Source organism: Candidatus Pseudoscillospira sp. SGI.172, from assembly GCF_050313575.1.
In the GTDB taxonomy this organism is placed as follows: Bacteria; Bacillota; Clostridia; order Oscillospirales; family Oscillospiraceae; genus Vermiculatibacterium.
The window spans coordinates 21,713-46,726 of sequence record NZ_JBNPLQ010000002.1; the positions used below are offsets into that span (position 1 = coordinate 21,713).

At 60.6% G+C, this 25,014-nt stretch carries 19 protein-coding genes, 3 tRNA genes, 1 pseudogene and 1 riboswitch; of the genes and pseudogenes, 16 read left to right on the forward strand and 7 right to left on the reverse strand.

The annotated features are described in order from the left end of the window. Nucleotides 1-100 precede the first annotated feature (100 nt). From ACQRD3_RS01375 to ACQRD3_RS01395, 5 genes are all read right to left on the reverse strand, one after another. Entirely contained in the window at nucleotides 101-1,243 is a 1,143-nt protein-coding gene (locus tag ACQRD3_RS01375; RefSeq protein ID WP_198933217.1) for a galactose ABC transporter substrate-binding protein, read from the reverse strand. A gap of 160 nt (nucleotides 1,244-1,403) precedes the next feature. Further along, nucleotides 1,404-2,405: a galactose ABC transporter substrate-binding protein gene (locus tag ACQRD3_RS01380; RefSeq protein WP_427779348.1), complete on the reverse strand. Its 1,002-nt coding sequence runs from the start codon at nucleotides 2,403-2,405 to the stop codon at nucleotides 1,404-1,406. Nucleotides 2,406-2,421: 16 nt separating this feature from the next. Continuing rightward, complete coding sequence (locus ACQRD3_RS01385) at nucleotides 2,422-3,318, reverse strand: hypothetical protein (RefSeq protein WP_427779350.1); 897 nt, start codon at nucleotides 3,316-3,318, stop codon at nucleotides 2,422-2,424. Beyond that, nucleotides 3,318-5,114, reverse strand: coding sequence for a histidine kinase (locus ACQRD3_RS01390; protein ID WP_427779352.1), 1,797 nt, complete (start codon nucleotides 5,112-5,114; stop codon nucleotides 3,318-3,320). The genes ACQRD3_RS01385 and ACQRD3_RS01390 overlap by 1 nt, the downstream gene beginning before the upstream one ends. A gap of 27 nt (nucleotides 5,115-5,141) precedes the next feature. Beyond that, on the reverse strand, nucleotides 5,142-6,722 hold the full coding sequence (locus ACQRD3_RS01395) for a response regulator (protein WP_158082910.1): 1,581 nt from the start codon (nucleotides 6,720-6,722) through the stop codon (nucleotides 5,142-5,144). A 244-nt stretch (nucleotides 6,723-6,966) separates the two neighbouring features. Here ACQRD3_RS01395 and ACQRD3_RS01400 point away from each other — a divergent pair, with 244 nt between their 5' ends. The 12 genes and pseudogenes from ACQRD3_RS01400 to ACQRD3_RS01455 form a co-directional block, all read left to right on the forward strand. Beyond that, nucleotides 6,967-8,562: an ATP-binding cassette domain-containing protein gene (locus ACQRD3_RS01400; protein WP_080906777.1), complete on the forward strand. Its 1,596-nt coding sequence runs from the start codon at nucleotides 6,967-6,969 to the stop codon at nucleotides 8,560-8,562. Nucleotides 8,563-8,645: 83 nt separating this feature from the next. Then, the gene (locus ACQRD3_RS01405; RefSeq protein ID WP_080906776.1) at nucleotides 8,646-9,482 is read left to right on the forward strand and encodes a hypothetical protein; all 837 of its coding nucleotides are present in this window, start codon (nucleotides 8,646-8,648) and stop codon (nucleotides 9,480-9,482) included. Further along, a complete protein-coding gene (gene metG, locus ACQRD3_RS01410; RefSeq protein ID WP_427779355.1) occupies nucleotides 9,475-11,442 on the forward strand; it encodes a methionine--tRNA ligase in 1,968 nt (655 codons plus the stop codon). The genes ACQRD3_RS01405 and metG overlap by 8 nt, the downstream gene beginning before the upstream one ends. 135 nt (nucleotides 11,443-11,577) lie before the next feature. Further along, entirely contained in the window at nucleotides 11,578-11,706 is a 129-nt protein-coding gene (locus ACQRD3_RS01415; RefSeq protein ID WP_427779357.1) for a hypothetical protein, read from the forward strand. A 134-nt stretch (nucleotides 11,707-11,840) separates the two neighbouring features. Beyond that, the gene (secA, locus tag ACQRD3_RS01420) at nucleotides 11,841-14,603 is read left to right on the forward strand and encodes a preprotein translocase subunit SecA (protein WP_427779359.1); all 2,763 of its coding nucleotides are present in this window, start codon (nucleotides 11,841-11,843) and stop codon (nucleotides 14,601-14,603) included. A 67-nt stretch (nucleotides 14,604-14,670) separates the two neighbouring features. Next, a complete protein-coding gene (gene pgeF / locus ACQRD3_RS01425) occupies nucleotides 14,671-15,480 on the forward strand; it encodes a peptidoglycan editing factor PgeF (protein WP_080906773.1) in 810 nt (269 codons plus the stop codon). A 10-nt stretch (nucleotides 15,481-15,490) separates the two neighbouring features. After that, nucleotides 15,491-17,026 (forward strand): ABC transporter substrate-binding protein, encoded by a 1,536-nt coding sequence (locus ACQRD3_RS01430; protein ID WP_427779361.1) that lies wholly within the window; start codon nucleotides 15,491-15,493, stop codon nucleotides 17,024-17,026. A gap of 82 nt (nucleotides 17,027-17,108) precedes the next feature. Continuing rightward, nucleotides 17,109-17,798: a VanR-ABDEGLN family response regulator transcription factor gene (gene vanR / locus ACQRD3_RS01435; protein WP_080906771.1), complete on the forward strand. Its 690-nt coding sequence runs from the start codon at nucleotides 17,109-17,111 to the stop codon at nucleotides 17,796-17,798. Nucleotides 17,799-17,897: 99 nt separating this feature from the next. After that, nucleotides 17,898-17,974, forward strand: a tRNA-Met gene (locus ACQRD3_RS01440). A 73-nt stretch (nucleotides 17,975-18,047) separates the two neighbouring features. Continuing rightward, nucleotides 18,048-18,122, forward strand: a tRNA-Glu gene (locus tag ACQRD3_RS01445). A gap of 19 nt (nucleotides 18,123-18,141) precedes the next feature. Then, nucleotides 18,142-18,218, forward strand: a tRNA-Val gene (locus ACQRD3_RS01450). Nucleotides 18,219-18,556: 338 nt separating this feature from the next. Continuing rightward, nucleotides 18,557-18,817: pseudogene (locus ACQRD3_RS01455) on the forward strand (helix-turn-helix domain-containing protein); the annotation flags it as partial. Here ACQRD3_RS01455 and mobP3 read toward each other — a convergent pair. Continuing rightward, the gene (gene mobP3 / locus ACQRD3_RS01460) at nucleotides 18,707-20,059 is read right to left on the reverse strand and encodes a MobP3 family relaxase (protein ID WP_427779364.1); all 1,353 of its coding nucleotides are present in this window, start codon (nucleotides 20,057-20,059) and stop codon (nucleotides 18,707-18,709) included. The pseudogene ACQRD3_RS01455 and the gene mobP3 overlap by 111 nt on opposite strands. On the opposite strand from mobP3, the gene ACQRD3_RS01465 reads away from it, so the two are divergent. From ACQRD3_RS01465 to ACQRD3_RS01480, 4 genes are all read left to right on the forward strand, one after another. Beyond that, nucleotides 20,023-20,334 carry a DUF6076 domain-containing protein gene (locus ACQRD3_RS01465; protein ID WP_427779366.1) on the forward strand — a complete coding sequence of 104 codons (312 nt, stop codon included), beginning with the start codon at nucleotides 20,023-20,025 and terminating at the stop codon, nucleotides 20,332-20,334. The two genes, mobP3 and ACQRD3_RS01465, sit on opposite strands and share 37 nt — an antisense overlap. 297 nt (nucleotides 20,335-20,631) lie before the next feature. After that, on the forward strand, nucleotides 20,632-21,477 hold the full coding sequence (locus ACQRD3_RS01470) for a glycoside hydrolase family 5 protein (RefSeq protein ID WP_427779368.1): 846 nt from the start codon (nucleotides 20,632-20,634) through the stop codon (nucleotides 21,475-21,477). A gap of 24 nt (nucleotides 21,478-21,501) precedes the next feature. After that, a complete protein-coding gene (locus tag ACQRD3_RS01475) occupies nucleotides 21,502-21,861 on the forward strand; it encodes an S-layer homology domain-containing protein (RefSeq protein WP_427779557.1) in 360 nt (119 codons plus the stop codon). A 174-nt stretch (nucleotides 21,862-22,035) separates the two neighbouring features. Then, nucleotides 22,036-22,107: riboswitch (Fluoride riboswitch) on the forward strand. 52 nt (nucleotides 22,108-22,159) lie between these two features. Continuing rightward, complete coding sequence (locus tag ACQRD3_RS01480; protein ID WP_427779558.1) at nucleotides 22,160-23,365, forward strand: cation:proton antiporter; 1,206 nt, start codon at nucleotides 22,160-22,162, stop codon at nucleotides 23,363-23,365. A 258-nt stretch (nucleotides 23,366-23,623) separates the two neighbouring features. On the opposite strand, the gene ACQRD3_RS01485 is transcribed toward ACQRD3_RS01480, so the two are convergent. Then, nucleotides 23,624-24,979 (reverse strand): 8-oxoguanine deaminase, encoded by a 1,356-nt coding sequence (locus tag ACQRD3_RS01485; RefSeq protein ID WP_427779370.1) that lies wholly within the window; start codon nucleotides 24,977-24,979, stop codon nucleotides 23,624-23,626. Between the last annotated feature and the right edge of the window lie 35 nt (nucleotides 24,980-25,014).

Genomic DNA, 25,014 nt, shown 5'->3' on the forward strand with positions numbered 1-25,014 from the left:
CCGCAGCGAAACAAAAATGATGGGAAAGAGCGGGGCTGCCGACGCTGGCAGCCCCGCTCGGCCATAACGGATCAGATCACGCAGAGCGGGCGAGGGGCCATCAGTCCGCGCTGGTGGCATCGTACACGCCGTAAGGCACACGGACCTTGGCCACGCCGGAGTCCACGTTGTAGGTGTCGGCGATGCCTTCCATGACGGCCTTGCCGTCCTTGACGTTGGCGGTCAGGGCGCAGATGGTCTCGGCCATGCCCACGGCGTCCTGCTTGACGGTGGCGGTCATCTGGCCGGCCTTGATGAGGGCCTTGGCGGAATCGGTGGCGTCCACGCCGAACACGGGGATGGACTTGCCGTCGCCGGTGTTGTAGCCCACGCTCTGGAGCGCGGAGACCACGCCCTCGGCCATGCCGTCGTTGTTGCAGATGACCAGCTCGATCATGTTCTTGTTGGCGTCAGAGTAGGAGGACAGGTTGGTGGACATGAAGTCGAAGCCGGCCTGAGAGGACCAGGCGCCGTTGGGGTCGACCTGATATTTGGTGGCGGCGGTGTCGCCCAGGAAGTAGGACAGCTCGGGCTTGCCGGCGGCGGTCAGGACAGCGTTGGCGTCCTCCACACCGTACTGGCTGCGGGCCTCGGCCTCGGCGTTGCCCTCCTGGCCCTTCATCAGAGCGTAGGAGATCTTGCCGTCGCCGTTAAGATCCACGGTATCCCAGTTGGCTACCAGGTACTCGCCGATCATCTTGCCCTGGAGATGGCCGGCCTCGGGGGCGTTGGTGCCCACGAAGGCGCACTTCTCATAGCTGTTGACCACTTCGTCGGAGACCTCGCGGTTGAAGAACACGATGGGGATGTCCTTGGCCTTGGCGGCGTCCACAGCGCCCTGGGCAGCCTCAGGAGAGGCGGTCTCCACGATGTTGACGATCAGGAAGTTATAGCCGTCGGTGATGGCGGTGTTGATCTGGTCGGTCTGGGTGGGCTGGGAGTTGGCGCCGTCGAAGTCCTGGAAGGTCACGCCCAGATCAGTCAGCTTGGCGTCCATGTTGGTACGGACACTGGTGATGTACGGGTCGGAGTACTGATAGTAGAACACGCCGACCTTCAGATCGGAGGTGACGGGGGCGGCGGACTCGGCAGCCTGGGACTCAGCGGGAGCTTCGCTGGGCTTGCTGGGGCCGCCGGAGCAGGCGGCCAGGGAGGCCGTCATGGTGAGCGCAAGGGCGAGAGAGGTCAGTTTCTTCAGATTCATGTCTGTAATTCCTCCTTGAATTTTTTTGACCGGGCAGAAACCCCGTCTGACCCTATCTTATCGGATGTCCGCAAAAAAAACCATAGAAATTTTTACTGACATTCATAAAATATCTTCGATTGGAGAAAATACTTTGTTCAGTTTGACAAAACTCCCGTTCTTATTTTCGGATATGCACCGACATGGGGATGCGCACCGACCGGTCCTCCCGGATCTCCGCGGTGTTGTTGACATCCCCTCCGCCGGCCAGGGCGAGGGACATGCGGAACAGGGTATCCCCGTGGGCGGCGTAGTCCATGACCACCGTGCCCAGCAGCTTTCCTCCGTCCACCGCCTCCAGTCCCTGGGGGGTTCCGTCGATGCCGACGATGTTGCGGAAATCCAGCCCCAGCCGCTCCACGGTGTCCGCCACGCCCAGGGCCATGTCGTCGTTGTTGCAGAAGATGACCTCAATGGCGTCGCCATAGGTCTTGAAGTAGTTCTCCGCCAGGGCCGCGGCCTGGCTGCGGCTCCAGTTGGCCTGACCGCCGTCCAGCCGCTCCAGCGGGATCCCGGCGTCCTTTAAGATCTGGATGGGTACTTCGGTGCGGATGATGGTGTCCTGGTGACGGGTCTCTCCCTCAAACATAACGTACTGGAGCATCCCGTCCCCGTTCCTGTCCAGCCGGGCCGGATCGGTCCGCCACAGATCCAGTATGATCCCCGCCTGGAGCTCGGCGGACTCCCGGGTGTCGGAACCCACATAGTAGACCTTGTCCCAGGAAGTCAGATCCTCCCGCACCGGTTCCCGGTTGAAGAAGAGTACGGGCACGTCGGCCGCCCGGGCCTTGTCCACCACCCGCCCGGCGTCGGTGCGGTCGACCATGTTGACGCACAGCACGTCGTAGTTCAGGGAAATGAACCGGTCGATCTGGCTGTTCTGGGTGGCCTGGCTCTCCTGGGCGTCGGTGACCGTGACCGAGACCTTGGCCCCTGTCTCCCGGCAGTAGGCGTCGGCGCTCTCCTGAAAGGCCGCCGTCATGTTGGAGAGGTAGGTGTCGTCTCCCTTGTAGACGGTGATCCCGATGCGGATCACGCTGCTGTCGGGTTCTCCTCCGCCGCAGCCCGCGCAGCAGAGCAGGGCCGCCGCCAGCACGAGGGCCGGAACCCTTCTGATGGACATCGGCTTCACCCCCGTTTCAATAGTTGGCGAACAGAATGTCCGCCATGGGCCGCCGGAACATGTTCTCTCCCGTGGCCGTATAGGTCTCCAGCGTCACATCCCCCGTCTTCCCCCGGGTGAGCTGTTCCGTTACCTGAGAGACCGCCAGGTATCCCATGTCGTAGTCGCTCTGGACCACCATGGCGGCAACTCTGCCCTCCTCCAGCGCACGGAGGAGAGTGTCGGAGGTCCCCACGCCAAAGGCCCGGCCTCTGGTCCCGCGCACGGCGCAGATGGCCTCCAGCAGTTCCGGCTCCACCGCTGCGAGGGCCCCGTGCTCCGGCAGGGGAGGCAGATCCGCCGGATCGGCGGTGCGGCGCTCGCAGGGAACGCCCAGCCCGGCCAGTCCGGCCTCCACCGCCTGGGCCAGCTCCAGAGCGGTCTGACCCGCTCCCTCCTCCACATAGAGGGTGCAGCTCCCCAGTTCCGCCGCCGCCTCAGCCAGACTGCGGCCCATCCCGGCATAGTCCGGCGCGATGCAGCAGTCCCCCACGCCCCGGGCGGTCCGGGGCCCAAGGATCCCCACCGCCAGACGGTCGGGGGCCTCCTTCAGGACCGGAGTCAGGTCTTCCGTCGGCAGTACGATCACCCCGTCGGCACCGCCCTCCCACTCCTGCCGGAGGATCTCGGACTGGGCGGCCCCTTCATCGTAACGGGGGATGAACCGCAGATCCACATTTCGCTCCAGGGCGGCCTGGTTCATTCCGGCCCGGAGATTTTTCCACCGGTCGCTCTCCGCCGCATCCAGCAGGACGGAGACGTGGTAGACCTCGGCCGCCCCGCCGCCCCCGGCGCTTTGGATCAGCAGCAGGATCAGGGCGGCCATAAGAGTGGCCAGCACGGCCAGCAGCAGACACTTTTCCCCCCTCCGCATTACGACTCCTCCATTTCCCCGAAGGGAACCGTGGGCATGTGCAGGGTCACCAGAGTCCCCGCATCGGGCTCGCTGTCGATGGTGACGCCGTACTGGGCGCCGAAATAGAGCCGGATGCGGTCCTGGACATTTTTCAGCCCGATGCCGGAACCGCGCCCGGGGACCCTGGGCTCGGCGGCGGGGGAGCCGGCCAGCAGTCCCTCCACCACCTGGGGCGTCATCCCCAGGCCGTTGTCCTCCACCGAGATCTGGAGTTCTCCCTCCGCCAGACGGGCCGTGATCCGGATGAGGCCGTCCCCGCCGTCCATGAAGTCCATGGAGTGGTAGATGGCGTTCTCCACGATGGGCTGCACCACCAGCTTGATGGTGGACAGTTCCTCCACCGCAGGCTCGGAGAGGATCTCGTAGCGGAACTTGTTCTTATAGCGCATCTCCTGAATGAGCAGGTAGTTGCGCACATGCTCCAGCTCGTCCCGCACGGGGATGATGTTGCGCCCCTTGGACAGGCTGATACGGAAAAACCGGGCCAGGGCGGTGACCGCCCGGGCGGCGTCCTCCTCCCGCTCGTTCTCGATCATCCAAACGATGGTATCCAGGGTGTTGTAGAGAAAGTGGGGGTTGATCTGGGCCTGGAGGGCGTTGAGCTCGCTCTTCTGCTTCTCCTCGTGCTCCCGGACGATGTCGTCGGTGAGCTTGCGCATTTGATCCACCAGCTTCTGCACTGCCTGGCCCAGGGTGCGGGTCTCGGTGGTGCCTCCCACATAGATGGAGCCCTCCATGCTCTGCTCCAGCCGGGCCACCGACTCTTCCAGCAGGCGGATGGGGTCGGTGATCTTGGTGGTGAGATAGAAGTTCATCAGGATCAGCAGGGCGAAAAAGGCGCAGAAAATCACCACGGTGAAGAGGATGTCCTGGCTGCCGCCCAGCCGGAAGCCGGGCTGGCTCACCACCCCGACCGCCTTCCAGCCGGTGTAGCCCACGCCCCGGACGATCACCGACCGGAGCTGGCCGTCCCGATACTCGGTGTACACCCCGTCGGAGCGCCGGGCGGCGTCCAGATTGGTCTCCTCCACCAGCCCCGTGGCGATCCGCTGGCGGGCGGGGTGGTAGATGAGCTCCCCCGCGCCGTCGATCAGGTAGACATAGCCGTTGCCCGACAGCTGCACCGAGGAAAAGAGGTCGGACACCGCCTGATATTTCAGATCGATGAGCAGGACTCCCAACCCGGTCTCCCGCCCCCGGGTCAGCTCCACCGCGCAGGAGAGGGGAATGACCCAGCGGTAGGCGTCGTCGGCAAAGAGATTTTCCACCGTCGGACCGCCGAAATGGATGTTTTCGGTACGCTCCATCGCCCGCCGGAACCAGTCCCGCTCCCGCACGTCCGCTCCCTCCCGGAGCCGGGCGGGAGGCGCGGTGGCGACAAGGGCCCCTGCGCTGTCGAAGAGAGCGATATTTTCCACATAGTCGGAGTATGTGTTGTAGAGCAGGCGCATCCGCTCGTCCAGACGCTCCGATTCCATGTCGGTGTTTTTGATGACGTTGTAGCTCAGGGAGTCGGACAGGCGGATCACATCCCGGAGATAGGTGGACAGGGACTGGTTCACCTGATCGACCAGGATCTGGTTTTCCTCTTCAATGGTGGCGTCCATCTGGGCGGAAAACCGGGCGAAGAGGGTGGCTCCGGTCAGGAGAATGGCCACCACGGCGCTCACCGTGAAGGAGGCGAACATGGTGCTGCGGATGCTCCCGCGGGAAAACCGCTCGTTGAGCCAGGTGATGAGACTTCTTTTCCCCATGCCGCGCCTCCTCTCCGCCTTCCGTCCCTACTTCCGGTACTGGGACGGAGAGACGCCGAATTTCTTCTTGAACACATAACTGAAGTAGTTGGGGTCGTCGTAGCCGACCTTTTGGGCGATCTGGTAGGTCTTGTCGTCGGTGGTGCGCAGCAGCTCCACCGCCCGGTCCATCCGGGCGTCGGTGATGCACTGCACGCAGCTCATCCCCGTCTGCTGCTTGAAGAGGGTGGAAAAATGGGACTGGCTGATGTGGAGCTTCTGGCACAGCGCCTCCACCGAGAGCCCGGAGTCGGCGTAGTGCTCCCGGATGTAGCTCTCCGCCTCCTCGACCAGCCGCTTGGCGCCCGAGACCCGCTCCTGGCTGAGCCGCTTGCTCATCCGCAGGCAGACCTGGAGCAGCCAGGAGCGGATCTCCTCCCGGGGGGCGTCCTCCTTCAGAAGCTCCAGCCAGACCTCCCGGGCGCCCAGGATCTCGCACTCTCCCAGGCCGAAGCGCCGGATGAGGGGGATCAGGGAGCCCAGGGCCGCCATGAGCCGCGCCTGACTGCTCCAGGCGTCCCCCCCCTCGTCGAGAAGCTGGTCCACATAGGAGGCGATCTGCTCGGTGCTGCCGAACTTGACGGCGGAGAGGAGCTTTCCCTCCCGACGCTGCTCCTCCCCCTCGCCGGTCCCGCCGGTGCGCTCCATGTCCTGGATATAGATGGCCCGGCCGGTGCCTGTGATGACCTTGTATTCCACCGCCGCCCGGGCCTCGGCGTAGGACAGATAGAGCTCCTCCAGCCGTTCCCGGGGCCGCCCGATGCCCGCCGTCACCGCCACGTTGAAGATGCGGGAGCACTCGTCGCACACCTCGCCCAGCAGGTTCATCAGCTCCTCCACCGGGTCCTTGTCCCAGGCCGTGACCACGATGACCGAGGTGACGCTGGGGAAGATCTCCCGGTGACAGCGCTTCCCCAGCACTTCGTCCAGCATCTGGCGGACCGACACCGACACCAGCTCAGGCGCGATGGCGGGGGGGCGGTCGGGCCGCACGTCCACGTTGCACACCGCCACCAGCTTGTACTTCCCCTCCCGGACGGCCAGGCCGAACCGGTCGCTCTGCCGCCGGACCTGCTCCGCCGCCATGGGGGCCCGGAGCAGCTCGTGGAGGAACTTCTCCCGCAGGAGGGGCAGGCTGCGCTGATAGGCCTCGTTGAGCCGGTCGATGTTGCGCCGCTGCTCGATCTCCTGATCCAGGGTGTTTTTGACCCGGCGGAGGATGTCGCTGAGCTCGGCGGCGTTCACCGGCTTGAGGACGTACTCCACCACGTTGAGCTTGATGGCCTCCTTGGCAAACTCAAACTCGTCGAAGCCGGAAAAGACGATGAGCCGCACCCCGGGCTTCCGCCGGGCCAGCTCGGCCCCCAGCTGCAGCCCGTCCATAAAGGGCATCTTGATGTCGGTGAGCACCACGTCCAGATCCAGGTTCTCCGCCTTTTCCAGGGCGTCCCGCCCGTTTTCAGCGTCGGCGACGATCTCGAACCCCAGGGCGTTCCAGTCGATTTTTCGGGCGATGCCCTGGCGGACCTCCGCTTCGTCGTCCACCACCATGATGTGATAGAAACCCATGGCTGCCTCCCTTGGTATCATGTGCCTCTCCGGGCCGCCCGCGAAAGGACGGCCTGTTTCTTACCTTTATCCTACACCAGGGCGCGCCGTTTCACAAGACGTGTTTTTATTTCCAGATCCCACAGGCATTTTGCAGCCCCCGCAGGTTTTGTTTTTTCAAAAGAAAGCCGGATATTTCTGTTCCTTTTTGAATTTTTTATGATATAATACACCTTTGTATAATGACTTTTAAAAGGAGTACGACATGATCACAGTTTCCGACCTGAGCTTACAGTACAGCGGCCAGCCGCTTTTCTCCCATGTGGACCTGCAATTCATCAAGGGCAACTGCTACGGCATCATCGGCGCCAACGGCGCGGGCAAATCCACCTTCCTGAAGATCCTCTCCGGCCAGCTGGAGCCCACCTCCGGCGAGGTGAGCGTCCTGCCCAAGACCCGGATGTCGGTGCTCAAGCAGGATCAGAACCAGTACGACGCCGCCACCGTCATGGACACGGTGCTCATGGGCAACCAGCACCTCTACGACATCGGCAGGGAGATGAACGCCCTCTATGAAAAGGAGGACTTTACCGATGAGGACGGCATCAAGGCCGCCGAGCTCCAGGCCGAGTACGCCGAGCTTGGGGGCTACGAGTCCGAGTCCGACGCCTCCCGCATCCTCCAGGGGCTGGGCATCTCCACCGCCTTCCACGACACTCTCATGGCCGACATGGACGCGCGGCTGAAGGTGAAGGTCCTGCTGGCCCAGGCCCTCTTCGGAAACCCCGACATCCTCATGATGGACGAGCCCACCAACAACCTGGACATCGCCGCCACCAACTGGCTGGAGGACTTCCTCCTGGACTTTGAGGGCACCGTCATCGTGGTCTCCCATGACCGCCACTTCCTCAACACCATCTGCACCCACATCGTGGACATCGACTACAACAAGATCAAGATGTACGTGGGCAACTACGACTTCTGGTACGACGCCTCCCAGCTCATGCAGAACCTGATGAAGAATCAGAATAAGAAGAACGAGGAGAAGGCCCAGGAGCTCAAGGAGTTCATCTCCCGCTTCTCCGCCAACAAGTCCAAGTCCAAGCAGGCCACCGCCCGCCGGAAGCTGCTGGAAAAGATCTCCCTGGAGGAGATCCCCGCCTCCTCCCGCCGCTACCCCTGGGTGTCCTTCTCTCCCGACCGGGAGGTGGGCAAGGACATCCTCTTTGTCACCGACGTATCCAAGACGGTGGACGGGGTGAAGCTGCTGGACAAGGTCTCCTTCACCGTCCACCACGGGGACAAGATCGCCTTCGTGGGCGAGAACGAGAACGCTCAGACCGCCCTGTTCAAGATCCTCACCGGCGAGTGGGAGCCCGACGAGGGCACCGTGAAGTGGGGCCAGACCGCCACCTTCTCCTATTTTCCCAAGGACAACACCCCCTATTTCCAGGACAACGACGACAACCTGGTGGAGTGGCTGCGCCAGTTCTCCCCCGACCCCCACGAGGCCTATCTCCGGGGCTTCCTGGGCCGGATGCTCTTCTCCGGCGACGACGTGTACAAGCCTGTGAAGGTGCTCTCCGGCGGCGAGAAGGTGCGGTGCATGCTGTCCCGGATGATGCTCTCGGGGGCCAACGTGCTGCTGCTGGATCAGCCCACCAACCACCTGGATCTGGAGTCCATCGCCGCGGTGAACAACGGCCTGGAGGCTGTGAAGTGCAACGTGCTCTTCTCATCCCACGACCACCAGATGGTCCAGACCGTGGCCAACCGGGTCTTTGACTTCTCCCCCGACGGCAAGCTGACCGATATGCCCATGACCTACGACGAGTATCTGGAGCGCCAGGCCCAGGGCTGAGCCGCGGACTTTTCAAACCGGCTCCATCGTGATATACTAAATGTGATTTCCGTATATTTCCGTTTCAGAGAGGACTTGACCAAATGCGAAAAAATGTTCTCCTGCCCGGCGCGGCCCTGCTGGCCGGCATGGTGGGCTTTGCCCTGCGCAAGTGGGAGCTGGCCGCCGCCTTTGAGCCGGACACAGGCCTGTCCATCCCCGGAGCGCCCGCCACGCTGGTCCTGATCGCCTGGTCGGTGCTGGCTGCCGCCGTGCTGATCCTCCTGACCCGGCGGGGAGGGGAGAGCCGTCCCTTTGACGAAACTTTTGCCGCCGACGGGAGCCCCCTCTACCTGACGGCCTCCGTCGTCTCCGCCTTCCTGCTGCTGGCCAGCGCCGGAGCGGAGGTGGTCACATACCCCCTTACCATGCAGAGCGTTCTCCCGGTGGAGGAGGGGGGCTCCCGGTTGGCCATGCTGCTGCCGGGACTGCGCATCGGACTGTGTGTGCTGGGTTTCGTGTGTGTGCTGGCCGTCACCCAGAATCTGTACCGGGGCCGGGGGCGGGGCCGGGAGAGCCTGGCGCTGCTGGGGCTGTGCCTGCTGTTCTGCGTGTGGCTCATCTCCGACTACCAGGGCCGGGCCGCCGATCCCGTGATCCTGGACTATGCCTATGAGATCTTCGCCATCATCACCGGCCTGCTGGGCATCTACTTCATCACCGGCTACTCCTTCCAGACCGGAAAGCCCTGGCGGACGGCGAGCCTGTGCCTGCTGGGGGCCTACTTCTCCCTGGTGACCCTGGCCGACCGCCACAATCTGGCCGATATTTTCCGCTACGCCTTCACGGTGCTCTTCCTTACCAGCCACACCGTGCTGCTTCTGCGCGAACATCCCGCCGGGGAGACCCCGGCTGAAACGGAGGTTTCCCATCATGTCTGAAAAGTTCTATATCACAACGCCCATCTACTACCCCTCGGACAAGCTCCACATCGGCCACACCTACTGCACCGTGGCCACCGACACCATGGCCCGCTACAAGCGGATGCAGGGCTGTGAGGTCATGTTCCTCACCGGCACCGATGAGCACGGCCAGAAGATCGAGGACAAGGCCCGGGAGGCCGGGGTCACCCCCCAGCAGTTCGTGGACAACATCGTGGAGGGCCCCAAGGGGGTCAAGGATCTTTGGAAGCTGATGAACGTGTCCTATGACCGTTTTATCCGGACCACCGATGACTACCACGTTGCCGCCATCCAGAAGATCTTCCGTCAGATGTACGACAAGGGAGATATCTACAAGGGCACCTACAAGGGCAAGTACTGCACCCCCTGCGAGTCCTTCTGGACCGAGTCCCAGCTGGTGGACGGCAAATGCCCCGACTGCGGCCGCCCGGTGGTGGACGCCGAGGAGGAGGCCTATTTCTTCAAGCTCTCCAAGTATTCAGACCGCATCCGGGACCTGCTGGAGAACACCGACTTCCTCCAGCCCCGCTCCCGGGTCAACGAGATGATCCACAACTTCATCGACCCCGGCCTGGAGGACCTGTGCGTTTCCCGCACCAGCTTCCAGTGGGGCATCCCGGTGGATTTTGACCCGGGCCATGTGGTCTATGTGTGGATCGACGCCCTGTCCAACTATATCACCGCCCTGGGTTTCCAGAACGGCCGGTATGACGACTACGCCAAGTTCTGGCCCGCCGACGTCCACTTCGTGGGTAAGGAGATCGTCCGCTTCCACTCCATCATCTGGCCGGCCATGCTCATGAGCCTGGATCAGCCCCTGCCCAAGCATGTCTACGGCCACGGCTGGCTGCTGCTGGACGGCGGCAAGATGTCCAAGTCCAAGGGCAACGTGGTGGACCCCTATCTGCTGGCCCAGCGGTACAGCGCCGACGCGCTGCGCTTTTTCCTGCTGCGCTCCTTCCCCTTCGGCTCGGACGGCAACTTCTCCAACGAGCTGCTCATTCAGACCATCAACACCGACCTGGCCAACGACCTGGGCAACCTGGTCAGCCGCACCACCGCCATGGCCGAGAAGTATTTCGCCGGCACCCTCCCCGCCGGGCAGCGCGCCGACGAGGCCCTGGACGGGGAGCTCACCGCCCTGGCCTCCGGCCTCCGGGACAAGTATGAGGAGGCCATGGAGCGCTATCAGTTCCAGGACGCGCTGGCGGCGGTGTTTCAGGTCATCGGACGCGCCAACAAGTATATCGACGAAAACGCCCCCTGGGCCCTGGCCAAGGACATGGACGCCAACGGTCCCCGGCTGGCGCGGGTGCTCTACAACCTGCTGGAGACCATCCGGATTTCCGCGGTGCTGCTCACCCCCTTCATCCCCGACACCTGCGCAAAGATCTTTGACCAGGTCGGGGCCTGCGAGGGCTGCCGCACCTGGGACAGCGCCAAGGTCTGGGGCAGCCTCTCCGCCGCCGTCACGGTGAAGAAGGGGGAGAACCTCTTCCCCCGCATCGACATGGAGAAGGAGCTGGCCGAGCTGGAGGAGGCCGAGGCCGCCGCGAGGAAGGCCGCCCTCCCCGCGGTGGAGATCGAACCCGCCGTGGAAGAGCCGGTGGACTTCGACACCTTCTGCAAGTCCGACTTCCGGGCGGTGAAGGTCAAGGCCTGCGAGGCGGTGAAGAAGAGCGAAAAGCTCCTGAAATTCACCCTGGACGACGGCACCGGTACCGACCGGCAGATCCTCTCGGGCATCCACAAGTTCTACGAGCCGGAGGATCTGGTGGGCAAGACCCTGGTGGCCATCGTCAACCTGCCCCCCCGGAAAATGATGGGCCAGGTCAGCAGCGGCATGCTGCTCTCCGCCGTGCACAAGGAGCACGGGGAGGAAAAGCTGAACCTCATCATGGTGGACGATGCCATCCCCGCCGGCGCCAAGCTCTGCTGAGCCTTTCACAGGATCAAAAAACCGGCCTCCCAGCCAAACGGGAGACCGGTTTTTTCGGATTTTCTTCTCGTGCAGACCGTTTTATGGGACTATCTTTCTGCTATTCTAAGCACGACAGAAAGGAGTGAGGTCCAGATGACAGAATCGTTTGAGCTGCGGTATGTGCGGGGCCATGTGGAGGTGTATGACGGCGCGGGGCGCTTCTGCTTCTCGGCGGACAACGTCTCCGAGGCCAGGGAGGAGCTGCGGGAGATGGCGGCATAAGCGCCGGACGGCAAATGGCGGGGTTTTTGTTCACAATTTCTACTTTTTTATTGCGGGAAAATGTGATATAGTCTATACTTGAATTGTTGTGAACAACAAAATCACCGTTAGTGCACGAAAGGTGACAGAATGATATGGGTATTTTACGAAAAATCTTTGGCACCACCTCTCAGAAAGAGGTCAAGGCCCTGGAGCCCCTGGTGAAAAAGATCGAGGCGCTGGAGGAGCCCTACAAGGCCCTCACCGACGCCCAGCTCCAGGCCAAGACCCCCGAATTCCGGGCGCGGCTGGCAAACGGGGAAAAGCTGGACGATCTGCTCCCCGAGGCCTTTGCCGTCTGCCGGGAGGCCTCCTCCCGGGTGCTGGGGATGCGTCACTTCCGGGTGCAGCTGATCGGCGGCATCATCCTTCACCAGGGCCGTATCGCCGAGATGCGCACCGGCGAGGGCAAGACCCTGGTGGCCACCCTGCCCGCCTACCTCAACGCCCTCACCGGCGAGGGCGTCCACATCGTGACCGTCAACGACTACCTGGCCAAGCGCGATTCGGAGTGGATGGGCAAGCTCTACCGCTTCCTGGGCCTCACCGTGGGCCTCATCATCCACGACGTGGCCCCCAACCAGCGCAGGGCCGCCTATGCCGCCGACATCACCTACGGCACCAACAACGAGTTCGGCTTCGACTATCTCCGGGACAACATGGCCATCTATGCCAGCGAGCTGGTCCAGCGGGGCCACGCCTTCGCCGTGGTGGACGAGGTGGACTCCATCCTCATCGACGAGGCCCGGACCCCCCTTATCATCTCCGGCCAGGGGGATCAGTCCACCCAGCTCTACCAGATCGTGGATCACTTTGCCTCCACCCTCAAGTGCCAGCGCTTTGCCAAGACCGACTCCAAGGAGGAGGAGGATCCCGACATCGACGCCGATTACGTGGTGGATGAGAAGGCCAAGACGGTCACCCTCACCGCCCGGGGCATCGCCAAGGCGGAGAAGGCCTTCAGCGTGGAAAACCTGGCTGATCCCGAAAACACCACCCTCTCCCACCACATCAACCAGGCCATCCGCGCCCGGGGCCTTATGAAGCGGGACATCGACTATGTGGTGAAGGACGGCGAGGTCATCATCGTCGATGAGTTTACCGGCCGCCTCATGTACGGCCGCCGCTATTCCGACGGCCTCCATCAGGCCATCGAGGCCAAGGAGGGGGTCACTGTGGCCCGGGAGTCCAAGACTCTGGCCACCATCACCTTCCAGAACTACTTCCGCCTTTACGGCAAGCTCTCCGGCATGACGGGCACCGCCATGACCGAGGAGGAGGAGTTCAACGGCACATACGCCCTGGACGTGGTGGAGATCCCCACCAACCGGGAGATCGCCCGGAAAGATCACAACGACGTGGTTTACAAGACCGAGGCGGGCAAGTTCCGGGCGGTGATCCGCCAGATCGAGGAGTGCCACGAGAAGGGGCAGCCAGTGCTGGTGGGCACCATCTCCATCGAAAAGTCGGAGCTCCTCTCCGCTATGCTGAAAAAAGAGGGGATCCGGCACAATGTCCTTAACGCCAAGAACCACGAGAAGGAAGCCGAGATCGTGGCCCAGGCGGGCAAGTTCGGGGCCGTCACCGTGGCCACCAACATGGCCGGCCGCGGCACCGACATCATGCTGGGCGGCAACGCCGAGTACCTGGCCAAGGCGGACCTCCGCAAGGCGGGGATGACCGACGAGCTGATCGCCGAGGCCACCGGCTTTGCCGACACGGACAACCAGGAGATCCTGGATGCCCGGAGGGCCTTTCAGGAGGCCGAGGCCAGGTATAAGGAGGCCATCAAGCCCGAGGCGGAAAAGGTGCGCAAGGCGGGCGGCCTCTACATCATCGGCACCGAGCGCCACGAGTCCCGCCGGATCGACAACCAGCTCCGCGGCCGTGCCGGCCGTCAGGGCGACCCCGGCGAGACCCGGTTTTTCCTCTCTCTGGAAGATGATATCATGCGCCTCTTCGGCTCCGAGCGGGTCATGGGCATGATGGAGAAGCTGGGTGTGGATGAGGACACCCCCATCGAGCAGAAGATGCTTACCAACGCCATCGAGACCGCCCAGAAGCAGGTGGAGTCCCGGAACTTCCAGATCCGGAAGAGCACCCTGGAGTACGACGACGTGATGAACACCCAGCGCGAGGTCATCTACAAGCAGCGCCGTCAGGTGCTGGACGGCGAGGATCTCCAGGAGAGCATCCGGAAGATGCTTATCAACGCCATTGAGACCGCTGTCCGCGGCCACATGGGCGAGCACGACCACATCAGCGCTGAGGACTGGCGGGAGGCCACCGCCCATTTCCGGGGCGTGTTCCTCCACCCCGACGATCTGAAATACACCGACGAAGAGCTGGCCGGATTTACCGCCGACGAGCTGTGCGGCAAGCTCACCGAGAAGGCCACCACCCTCTATGCCCGCAAGGAGCAGGAGCTGGGCTCCCCCCTGATGCGGGAGCTGGAGCGTGTGGTGATGCTCCGGGTGGTGGACGAGTACTGGATGGATCACATCGACGCCATGCAGGAGCTGCGCCAGGGCATCGGCCTGCGGGCCTACGGCCAGAACGACCCCATTGTGGAGTACAAGCGGGAAGGCTACGACATGTTCGAGGAGATGATCGCGGCCATCCAGGAGGAGACAGTGCGCCGGCTGTTCCTGGCCCGGGTTCAGGTGGGCGGCGAAGTCCAGCGGGAGCGGGTGGCCAAGGTCACCGGCGAATCCGGCGGCGGCGACCAGACCGTAAAGAAGCAGCCGGTGGTCCGCAAGGGCATGAAGATCGGCCGCAACGATCCCTGCCCCTGCGGCAGCGGGAAGAAGTGGAAGAAGTGCACCTGTAAGGAGTACCACAGCGAGGAAGAGCTGTAAGCACAGAGGACGGAGCCCTCACCGCCGCAGGGCGATGAGGGTTCCTTTTTTCAGAAAGGAGCCCTGTATGGAGCTTATCGACAAAACCGTCAACGGCCTGACCTTTCAAGTCTCCCTTCAGATGGAGCGCTCCGGCGTTGCCCACGGCTTTACCACGCGGACGGGGGGCGTCTCCCGGGGGATCTTTTCCTCCCTGAACCTGGGGACCAACCGGGGCGATGATCCGGCGCTCGTCCGGGAAAACTACCGCCGGGTGTGCGCCGCCCTGGGGGTGGATGTGGGAAAGCTGGCGTTTTCCAGCCAGGTCCATGAGGACACGGTGCGCTGCATCACCGCCGCCGACCTGGGCAAGGGGCTGGACAAGCCTGTGGATTACGATGCCGACGGCCTTGTCACAGACGTCCCCGGCGCGGTGCTGACCGTGTTTGGCGCCGACTGTCTTACCGTGCTCCTCTCCGACCCTGTCCGCCGGGTCGTGGCCGCGGTCCATGCGGGGTGGCGGGGGACCGCCCTGGGCATTGTGGAGCGGGCGGTGGAGCAGATGACCGGCCGCTACGGCTGTGATCCGGCGGATATTCTGGCCGCCATCGGCCCGGGGATCTCAAACTGCTGCTTTGAGACCGACGAGGACGTGCCCAACGCCATGACCGCCGCCCTGGGGGCGGCGGCCCTTCCCTTCCTCTCCGGGGGGGCGGGCGGAAAATTCCATGTGGATCTCAAGGGGCTCAACGCCCTGCGCTTGGAGCGGGCGGGCCTTTCTTCCGCGCATGTGGACTGTTCCCCCGACTGTACCTTCTGCCGTCCGGACCGGTACTGGTCCCACCGCTATACCGGCGGGGAGCGGGGCAGTCAGGCTGCCCTGATCGCCCTGCTGTGAGGAGTGCAACATGAAGCGCGGAAAACTGCTCTGTCTGTCCCTGGCCATGATCCTGCTGCTCACCGCCTGCGGGGGCGGGACGCCTGCGGAATCTGCCCAGCCCTCCGCCTCTCCCGCTCCGTCCGAGACGGAGACGGCCCAGCCCATGGCCTTTGTGCTGCCCTGCTACCCCAGCGGCGGCTTTCACCCCATCACCGGGACCAATCGTACCAATCTGACGCTGTCCCCGCTGCTCTACCGGGGCCTGTTTTCCGTAGACCGGCAGTTCCGGGCCCAGGGGGAGCTGTGTGAGAGCTATACGGTCAGCGAGGACGGTCTCACCTGGACCTTCCAGCTGGCCGCGGCCGCCTTCTCAGATGGGAGCCCCCTCACCTCGGCGGAGGTCGTCTCCTCTCTGGAACTGGCTCGGAAAAGTGGACGGTACGCCTCCCGTCTGGCGGCCGTCAGCCGGGTAACGGCGGGGGAGGGGGCTGTCAGCGTGGCCCTCTCCCGGCCCAACGGAAATCTGCCGGTCCTGCTGGACGTCCCCGTTGTGAAGGAGACCGCCGATCCCCTTCGGCCCCTGGGCACCGGCCCCTACTATCTGGAGGGGGAGGGGGATGCCCTCCATCTCACGGCCCGGGCCGGGGCTGCCGTGCCCCTGACAGGGATCCCCCTTCACGCCATCGGGGCCAGCGACGACCTGGTGTATGCCTTTGACGCCCGGGAGATCTCTCTGGTGGACGCAGACCTCACCGGGACCAATGCGCTGGGCTATTCCGGCCGGCTCGAGACGACCGACTACCCCACCTCCACGCTGCTCTATGTGGGCTTCAATGCACAGAGCGGCCCCTGCCGGGACAAACTGGTGCGGCAGGCGATCAGCTGCGCCATTGACCGGAAGAGCATAGCGGGCAAGCTCCTGGCGGGCCACGCGGCGGCGGCCGCTCTGCCCGTCCATCCAGACGCGGCGGACTTTGCCGCCCCGCCGGATTCCGCCCTGGAGGCGGATCCGGAGCAGGCCCGGGCCCTTTTGAGCCAGGCCGGATGGGTCGGGGAGGACGGCGGAAAGCTCCGCAGGGGACGCTCCGGCCTGGAGCTGACCCTGGCAGTCAATCTGGAGAACACCTACAAGGTGTCGGTGGCCGAGGCCCTGGCGGAGACGCTCGACGCGCTGGGCTGTACGGTGACGGTGTCCAAGCTGCCCTGGGACGACTTCCTTGCGGCGCTCCAGCGGAAAAACTTCGACCTCTATCTGGGGGAGTCCACCCTCACGGCGGACTTTGACCTGGAAAATCTGGTGGGGCCCGCCGGCGTCCTCAACTGCGGCGGCTTCATCGACAGCGAGACCAACGCCCTTCTGGACGCCTGGCGCAGCGCCAGGGGAGCGGACCGCACAGCGGCGGCCACCGCCCTCCACGCCCGGCTGACAGAGATGGCTCCGGTGGCGGCGCTCTGCTTCAAAAACGGCTCCCTGCTGACCCAGTGGGGGCAGGTCTCCGGGGTGCAGCCGACGCAGCGGGATGTTTTTGCGGGCCTGTCGGGCTGGAACATTGCACAGTTCTGAACTTTTTCTGACAAGGGGGTCCTCCGCCTTGACGGAACAGAAATCTTTTGGATATAATGATTCAGCGAAAGGAGGGATACCCATGGAAGCTAATATTCTGGTGGTGGATGACGAGCCGGAGATCGCTGACCTGGTGTCGGTCTACCTGCGGGGAGAGGGCTTTCAGGTGTTCTCCTGCGGCAGCGGGACCGAGGCCCTGGCTGCCGTGTCCCGGGAGAAGATCGATCTGGCGGTGCTGGATGTGATGCTCCCCGACATCTCCGGGCTCACCCTGTGCGCCGAGATCCGGCGGCAGCACCAGTTTCCCATTCTCATGCTGACCGCCAAGGTGGAGGACACCGACAAGATCACCGGCCTGACCGTGGGGGCCGACGACTACATGACCAAGCCCTTCAGCCCCCTGGAGCTTGTGGCCCGGGTCAAGGCCCAGCTGCGGCGGTACACGAACTATAACGGCGCGGAGAAGGCGTCTGAGGATGCCATCTCCGTCAACGGGCTGACCATAAACCGGACCACCCATCAGTGCTGGCTGTATGACGAGGCGCTCAGTCTCACGCCCATCGAGTTCGACATCCTGTGGCTGCTGTGTGCCAACCGGGGAAAGGTGATTTCTGCCGAAGAGCTCTTTGAGACGGTTTGGGGGGAGAAGTACCTGGACCGGAACAACACTGTGATGGTCCACATCCGCCGCCTGCGGGAAAAGCTGGGAGAACCGGGCCGAAATCCCCGGTTTATCAAGACTGTGTGGGGCGTAGGCTACAAGGTAGAGTGAGCGCTTTTGAAAAAAACAGAAAAATGGGAAAAATCCAGTTGACAAGAGCGGGAAAATCAGATATACTAATCCATGCCCCGTTCGAAACGGGCATGAGATGGCGGCATAGCTCAGTTGGCTAGAGCATGCGGTTCATACCCGCAGTGTCCCCGGTTCAAATCCAGGTGCCGCTACCATATTCCCCAAGGGATGCCTGGGGCGTCCCCTGGGGGAGCTCTTAAAGGCGACGTAGATGCGCCGAAAATCTATGGCGCGTTGGTCAAGCGGTTAAGACACCGCCCTTTCACGGCGGTAACATGGGTTCGATTCCCATACGCGTCACCACTTTCCCCCGCAACAATCTGGAGGCTTAGCTCAGCTGGTTAGAGCGCCTGCTTCACACGCAGGAGGTCACTGGTTCGAGTCCAGTAGTCTCCACCAAAAAGTTCCTGATTTCGCAAGAAATCAGGAACTTTTCTTTACTTTTGCTTGAATTTTGTATATTGGTCACTGTATTGGTCAGGCCTGACCAATACAGTGACCAATACGGTGATGGTACCCTATAAAACAGGGCAGCACCAGGCAGGTTTTTTCCGTCTGGTGCTGTTTTTTACCGATTTTGGAATCATTTTTCTCTTTCACCCTAAGAGTTGTCAGTTTTCGGTACCGTTGATTTTGCCAAATGCGTCTGTTGCGAATTAGTTCATGGCATGATACGATAAACTTGATAAATTGGCATTTTAAAACCTATTGATTTACTATTGAAAGATTATCGAATTATGGAATTTAGTGAAAAATTACAGGAACTAAGAAAGCAGAAAGGGCTTACTCAAGAAGAACTTGCAGAACTGCTATATGTTTCCCGTACTGCTATTTCAAAATGGGAGTCAGGTAGAGGATATCCCAATATCGACTCTTTGAAAGCAATATCAAGGTTTTTCTCGGTGTCCTTGGATGAATTGCTCTCCCGCGATGCAATACTTACGATTGCAGAAGAAGATAATAAGATACAACTTTCCCAATGCGTACTGGGCATATTGATTGCCGCGGTTGGCGGAGACGGTCAGGTGCTCCACTGCTTTGGCAGCATCCTTTGGAACATCCACGCCCTCAAGATAGAGTTTGCGGTAGTCGGCGTACTGGTTCCCCTGTGCCGCCACTGTGAAACCCATATTCCAGAGTTGTTCCAGTGTGCAAACGGCAGCTTCCTTTTCTTCTTCCGTGGCATCGCTATCGAGCGCAGCCTTGATGTCCTGATATTCCTCCGCCATCTGCCACATCGCTTGCGGGGAAAAGAACACGGCATCCGATCCTTCCTCCGCTTCGTCCCGCATCCGTTCGTCCTTAAAGGATACCGTGCTCAAGCGGATATGCTCCGCTTCCTGGATGACCATGTTCTTGACAGCCCTGAACTCTTTCTGCTGGGAGAGCGGCAGATGATTTCTCGGTTTGTCCTTGTAGTAGCACTCCACCTCGTCCCGCAGACGGTTCCAGGCTTCGTAGCACTCCGCCACCTGCGGGAGCTGTGCCAGCTCATCCACGATGGAATCCACCTGCGCCTTCACTGGCTTCTTCAGATCACCGTAGACCTTTTTCCCCTTGGTACCGTTCAGCATCTCCGCCAGCGTTTCCATCTTTGCGGCGATGACAGGACTGTCACAGAGGGAGGTCTCCATCTGCCGGATCAGCTCTTTTATGGCATCGTGAGCCGCTTCTGTGACCTCTTTGTAGGAAGTATCCTTCCGCTGATACAACGAGAGCAGCTTGTCCTGAAAAATATCGTTGGTCAGCGTGGAGCGCATCTTCTCAATGCCGTCCTCCGTTAGGTAGCCCAGCTTCGGGTCATCCGACCAGACCATCATGTGGATGTGCGGGTGATGGGACTCGCCGTGGAAGGCGGCACACCAGCGGAACTGACTGGGCGGTATCTTCATGGCCTCGGCCAGCTCCACCTGATGCGCCATGATGGGCCGCCGCCAGCTCTCCGCGCTGTCGTAGCCCAGCCGTGCGGCGTCCTCCCGTTTCAGGGAATAGATGAAGGTCCAAACCGGGCCCTGTGTTCGGAGGGCCTCTTTCATGGAATCCTCCAGTGACACCTCCGGGCTGCTGCCGAACAGACCATGTTTCCCATGCTTTTCTGCACGGGGACGGGTTGCAATGTACCTCATATACCTGTCGCTCTCCTGAAGCGCGTGGGCGTTTTCATCCAGCGCCGCAGAGATAAACGCGGAGGCGGGAGCAGAAAATGCGGTCCTGTAAAAACTGCGGGAAGTATTTTGCAATCACCGGGCGGACCAACGCCGAATACTGTGACCGTGTGTTTGATTCGAAGGGACGTACCTGCAAGGATGTCGGCGCCATAGCGAAGTGGACACGGGAAAAAGATACGGACGATGTCTTCAAGGCATACCGTCGGGAATACAAAAAGCGTTTGCCTGGAGGAAGTCCGGGAAGATTCTACCGGAGGAACTATACGCCTGGGGTGAACGCGCCAGAGAAAAAAAGGCCGAGTGTGACAGCGGCAAGATATCCTTGGAAGAGTATGTTGACTGGTTGAAAGAATCATAATCCGGCAATGATGGTCTCTCATTTGAAAGGCTTTTGACCTTCCGTATAGCAGCTTTATTATTTTCAATGATCTGATTGCGGGTATGCAGCCCGACAGTTCTGCCGCTGGCGGACGCCGCCAAGGTAGACTAAAGTAAATTGACTGCGGGGTGAGATTATGACGAAGCGGATACTAAGTTTATTGTTGACGGCAGTACTGCTGGTCTGCCTGTCCAGTCTTGCGTTTGCGGCAGAAAGAAACGATCCCATTGACCCTTGGACGTATTGAAGCCTTCTGGGCCGGGGAATGGATGTGGATTGGTGCAAGACCAGGCAGGGCATGGAGACGTATGACCGGCAAATTGTGGAGGATTTCCGGGATATGGGGATCTCTCATGTACGTATTCGCGTGGAGGATGATGCAGACGAACAGCTCTTTTCGGTCCTGGACCGGGTGATCGATGACTGCCTGAACTGCGGTGTCATTCCAGTGCTGGCCTATCAGGCGGATGACATGAAAAACCAGCCCACGCAGAAAAACATTGACCGGGTGGCCGACTGGTGGCAGACCGTAGCCGAACGCTATCGGGACAAGTCCTATCGGTTGTCCTTCGACCTTGTCATTGAGGTGACAGACGCACTGAATGACAAGCCTGATCTTCTGAATGATATTTATGAGCAGATGGTGTCCGTGATCCGGCAATCCAATCCTGACCGCATCCTGACGATCTCCCCCCGCCTGCGGTCCGATCCGGCCCATCTATCTGATTTGGAGATCCCATCTGACACCAACAGATATCTGATGGCGGAATGGCATTTCTATGCGGCAGGCCCGTCCAAGACCAATGAGAAAAAGCTGTGGACCACGGGCACTCCGGCAGAACGGCAGTTGGTACAGAGCAAGGTCGGCAAGGCGCTCCAATGGCAGAGGGAAACGGGTATTCCCACCTGGGTGGGCGTCCGGATGCCGGGAAATTACAACGACGGAAATGACTATACGCTGGACGAACAGCTGTCATTCGCCTCCTTCGTGGCGCAGACTCTTGAAGATGCCGAGATCCCCTTTGCGGTAAACTCGGATACAAAATTCTACGAAAGAGTGGAGAAGCGCTGGTATCCTGAGATGCTGCCGCTGACAACGGAGCTGTTTTGATCGGAAACGCTGCCCTTTTCCGATATCCCGGAAGGTGCGTGGTACTACGATTCTCTCCTGTATGTGTATCAAAATGGGATATTCTCCGGTACTTCTGCCACGACTTTTTCGCCCTACCGGGATATGACCCGGCAGCAGCTTTGGACGGTGCTGGGTCGTATGGCAGGGGAGGAGCTGTCTGGCAGCGGTGTATTCAGTGCTGCCAGGGCCTGGACGATCCGGGCCGGGGTGTCTGACGGTTCTGATCCCACAGGCACCCTTTCCCGGCAGCAGTTGGTCACGCTTCTCTGGCGTTTCGCCGGGGAGCCGACGTCTCTTCAAGGCCTCTCCGGTTTTTTGGATGCGGTACAGGTCTCTGCCTATGCGAAGGAGGCCATGAGCTGAGCGGTTGAGAATCAGATCCTCTCAGGAAGCAACGGTTGCCTTCTCCCTCATGGAACAGCTACCCGGGCACAGGTCGCGGCGATTCTGAGCAGGTTCAGCAGCCTATAAAAATCCCTTCAAGTTAATTGAGACTATAAAAGCAGCACCTTGCATTTTAGAATTCAGATGATATACTGTATCGCAGGGAATGAAGTTCTCCCTTGGGAAACCTAAACCGCCTAACAAGCTGATGACTTCTGTGATTGAATGGTCGCAGGGGGGCATCAGCTTTTTTTGCGCCTGTTTCGAGGAGGAAAACATGTTAACGTCACTTGCACTCGTATTTCTGGTTGGCTTATCCATGGCAGCCATCTGCCAAAAGATCAAGCTGCCGCGCATCATCGGAATGCTCATTACCGGTATACTGCTTGGCCCCTATGCGCTGAACTGGCTCGATCCGTCTATTTTATCGATCTCATCTGATCTGCGCCAAATGGCATTGATCATCATTTTATTAAAAGCGGGCCTTTCCCTGAATCTGGCAGATTTGAAAAAGGTGGGACGTCCCGCGGTCATGATGGCCTGTGTGCCCGCAAGTTTTGAGATCCTGGCATTCTGCCTGTTCGCCCCCTGTATTCTTGGCATCACGCGAGTTGAGGCTGCTGTTATGGGCGCCGTACTCGGCGCGGTTTCTCCCGCTGTTGTCATCCCTCGTATGGTGCATCTTATGGAGACACAGTACGGAACTGACAAAAGCATTCCCCAGATGATCATGGCCGGAGCCTCCTGCGATGATATTTTTGTGATCGTACTGTTTTCCACCTTTGTCAGTATGGCACAAGGCGGTAGCGCGAATCTTACGGATTTTTTGAATATTCCGGTTTCTATCGTCTTGGGAATCGTTATTGGCGCAATTGCAGGCTGCGGGCTAAGTGCCTTTTTTGAAACGGCTTATGCGCACAAGCACTGTGTCCGGAACAGTATGAAGGTCATCATCGTACTGGGGATGTCATTTTTGCTGATGAGTATTGAAACATGGCTGAAGGGTATTGTTTCTGTATCCGGCTTGCTGGCCGTTGTCAGCATGGCCTGCGCCATCAAAATCAAGAGCGTTGCGTTCGTTTCGAAGCGGCTTTCCGAGAAGTTTGGAAAACTGTGGCTCGCGGCAGAGGTCATCCTGTTTGTGATGGTTGGCGCTGCGGTGGATATCCGGTATACGCTGCACGCCGGTTTGGCTGCTATTTTGATGATTGCTTTGGCGCTGGTGATCCGGGCACTGGGCGTCTGCATATGCCTTCTGCACACGCCGCTTAACGCGAAAGAACGACTGTTCTGCGTGATCGCATACCTGCCCAAAGCAACGGTGCAGGCAGCGATCGGTTCTGTCCCCCTTGCCATGGGACTGCCCTGCGGGCAGATCGTTTTATCGGTGGCAGTGCTGGCGATCCTTATCACAGCGCCACTCGGTGCTACGGGAATCGATATGACATATCAAACATTTCTTGTAAAGGGCAGCAAAGGATGAAAGCAAAATTCAACAGGCAGTTCAAGAGGTGCTTGTTGCTGATGTGGCTTTTGGCTGAGTGAAGTGCTGGATAGTGCCCTGATATCCGCGCTGTTCTTCAGAGCCTGCCGCTGGAAGAAGAAATAAGAAAATGTGCGGATCACCTCCGCACATTTTCTGTCGAATTGTGTGTTAATTGATACCTTGAGTGCCGTAGTGGGAAGCAGTTTTCTTTTACATATCGCTGTAGGCCAATGAAGATATTCTGACCGAAAACAGTTACCGGGACAGATATTCCCTTACAAGGGCACCAGCCTCGCTGGCCGCCTTTTCTTCGTCAATATTGACCAGCTTTCCATGTCGGACCGTGACTTTGCCGTTGACGACCGTATAGTCCACAGGACCCTTCCAGCCCACGGTCCCCAAGAGGGACTTGGGGTCGAGGTCTGCGCCCACCATTTCCAGGCGGCGGGTATCGATCATGAACAGGTCACCGGCTTTACCGACTTCCAAAGAACCGATATCATCCCGTCCCAAAATCTTCGCACTGCCTACGGTTGCGATTTTCAGGACATCGTAGCCGCTGGGTGCCTTATCGCTGGAATGGAGACGGTGGAGCAGATAGGCGACACGCAGCTCCTCCAGCATATTGGAGCCATCGTTGCTGGCACTTCCGTCAACTGCAAGTCCCAGCGGTACTCCCAACTCCAGCATCTCGGGCACCCGGCACACGCCGGAGCTGAGCTTCATGTTGGAGATCGGGCAGTGGGCGACGCCGGTACCGGTGTCCGCCAGACGGCGAAGCTCGTCATCGTTGAAGTGAATGCCGTGGGCGTACCAGACATCAGGACCGATCCAGCCCAGAGACTCCATGTAAGCCAGAGGCCGCATACCGCAGCGTTCCCGAACGAACCGCTCCTCATCCTTCGTCTCGCACAGATGCGTATGCAGCCGCACGCCCAGATTCCGGGCCAGGATCGCAGACTGCCGCAGCAGCTCCTCGGATACGCTGAAGGGAGAGCAGGGAGCCAGAGCCACCATCCTCATAGAGAACCGGGAGGGGTCATGGTACTTTTCAACCGCCGTTTGGCAGTCCCGCAGGATCTCGTCGATGGTTTGCACAACGCTGTCCGGGGGAAGCCCTCCGTCCTTTTTGCTCAAGTCCATGCTGCCCCGGGAAGCATACATGCGGATGCCCAGGTCATCCGCGGCGGCAAACTGGGCGTCCAGCAGGCTCCCGGCCTGCCCGTGGGGAAAGACGTAATGATGGTCGAAGCAGGTGGTGCAGCCGTTTTTCATAAGTTCGCCCATGCCGGTCACGGAGCTATGGTAGATCACCTTGCTGTCTAGGTTTTTCCAAATTTCATACAGCGTCCTTAGCCAGTCGAAAAGCTCCATATTCTGCACCTGGGGCAGATTTCGGCTGAAGGTCTGATACAGGTGGTGGTGTGTGTTGATGAGGCCGGGATATACGATGCAACCGGTGGCATCAATGACCTCATCAGCCTCCTGCACTTCCGCTCCCATATAGGTGATGACACCGTTCTCCACCAGCAAATTGCTGTTCGTATGAACGGTGTCGCTGGGGTCACATGTGACAATGCTGGATGCATTTTTAATGAGCAAGCGTGCCATGAGTGTTCCTCCAATCTGATTTCACCATTTCAATG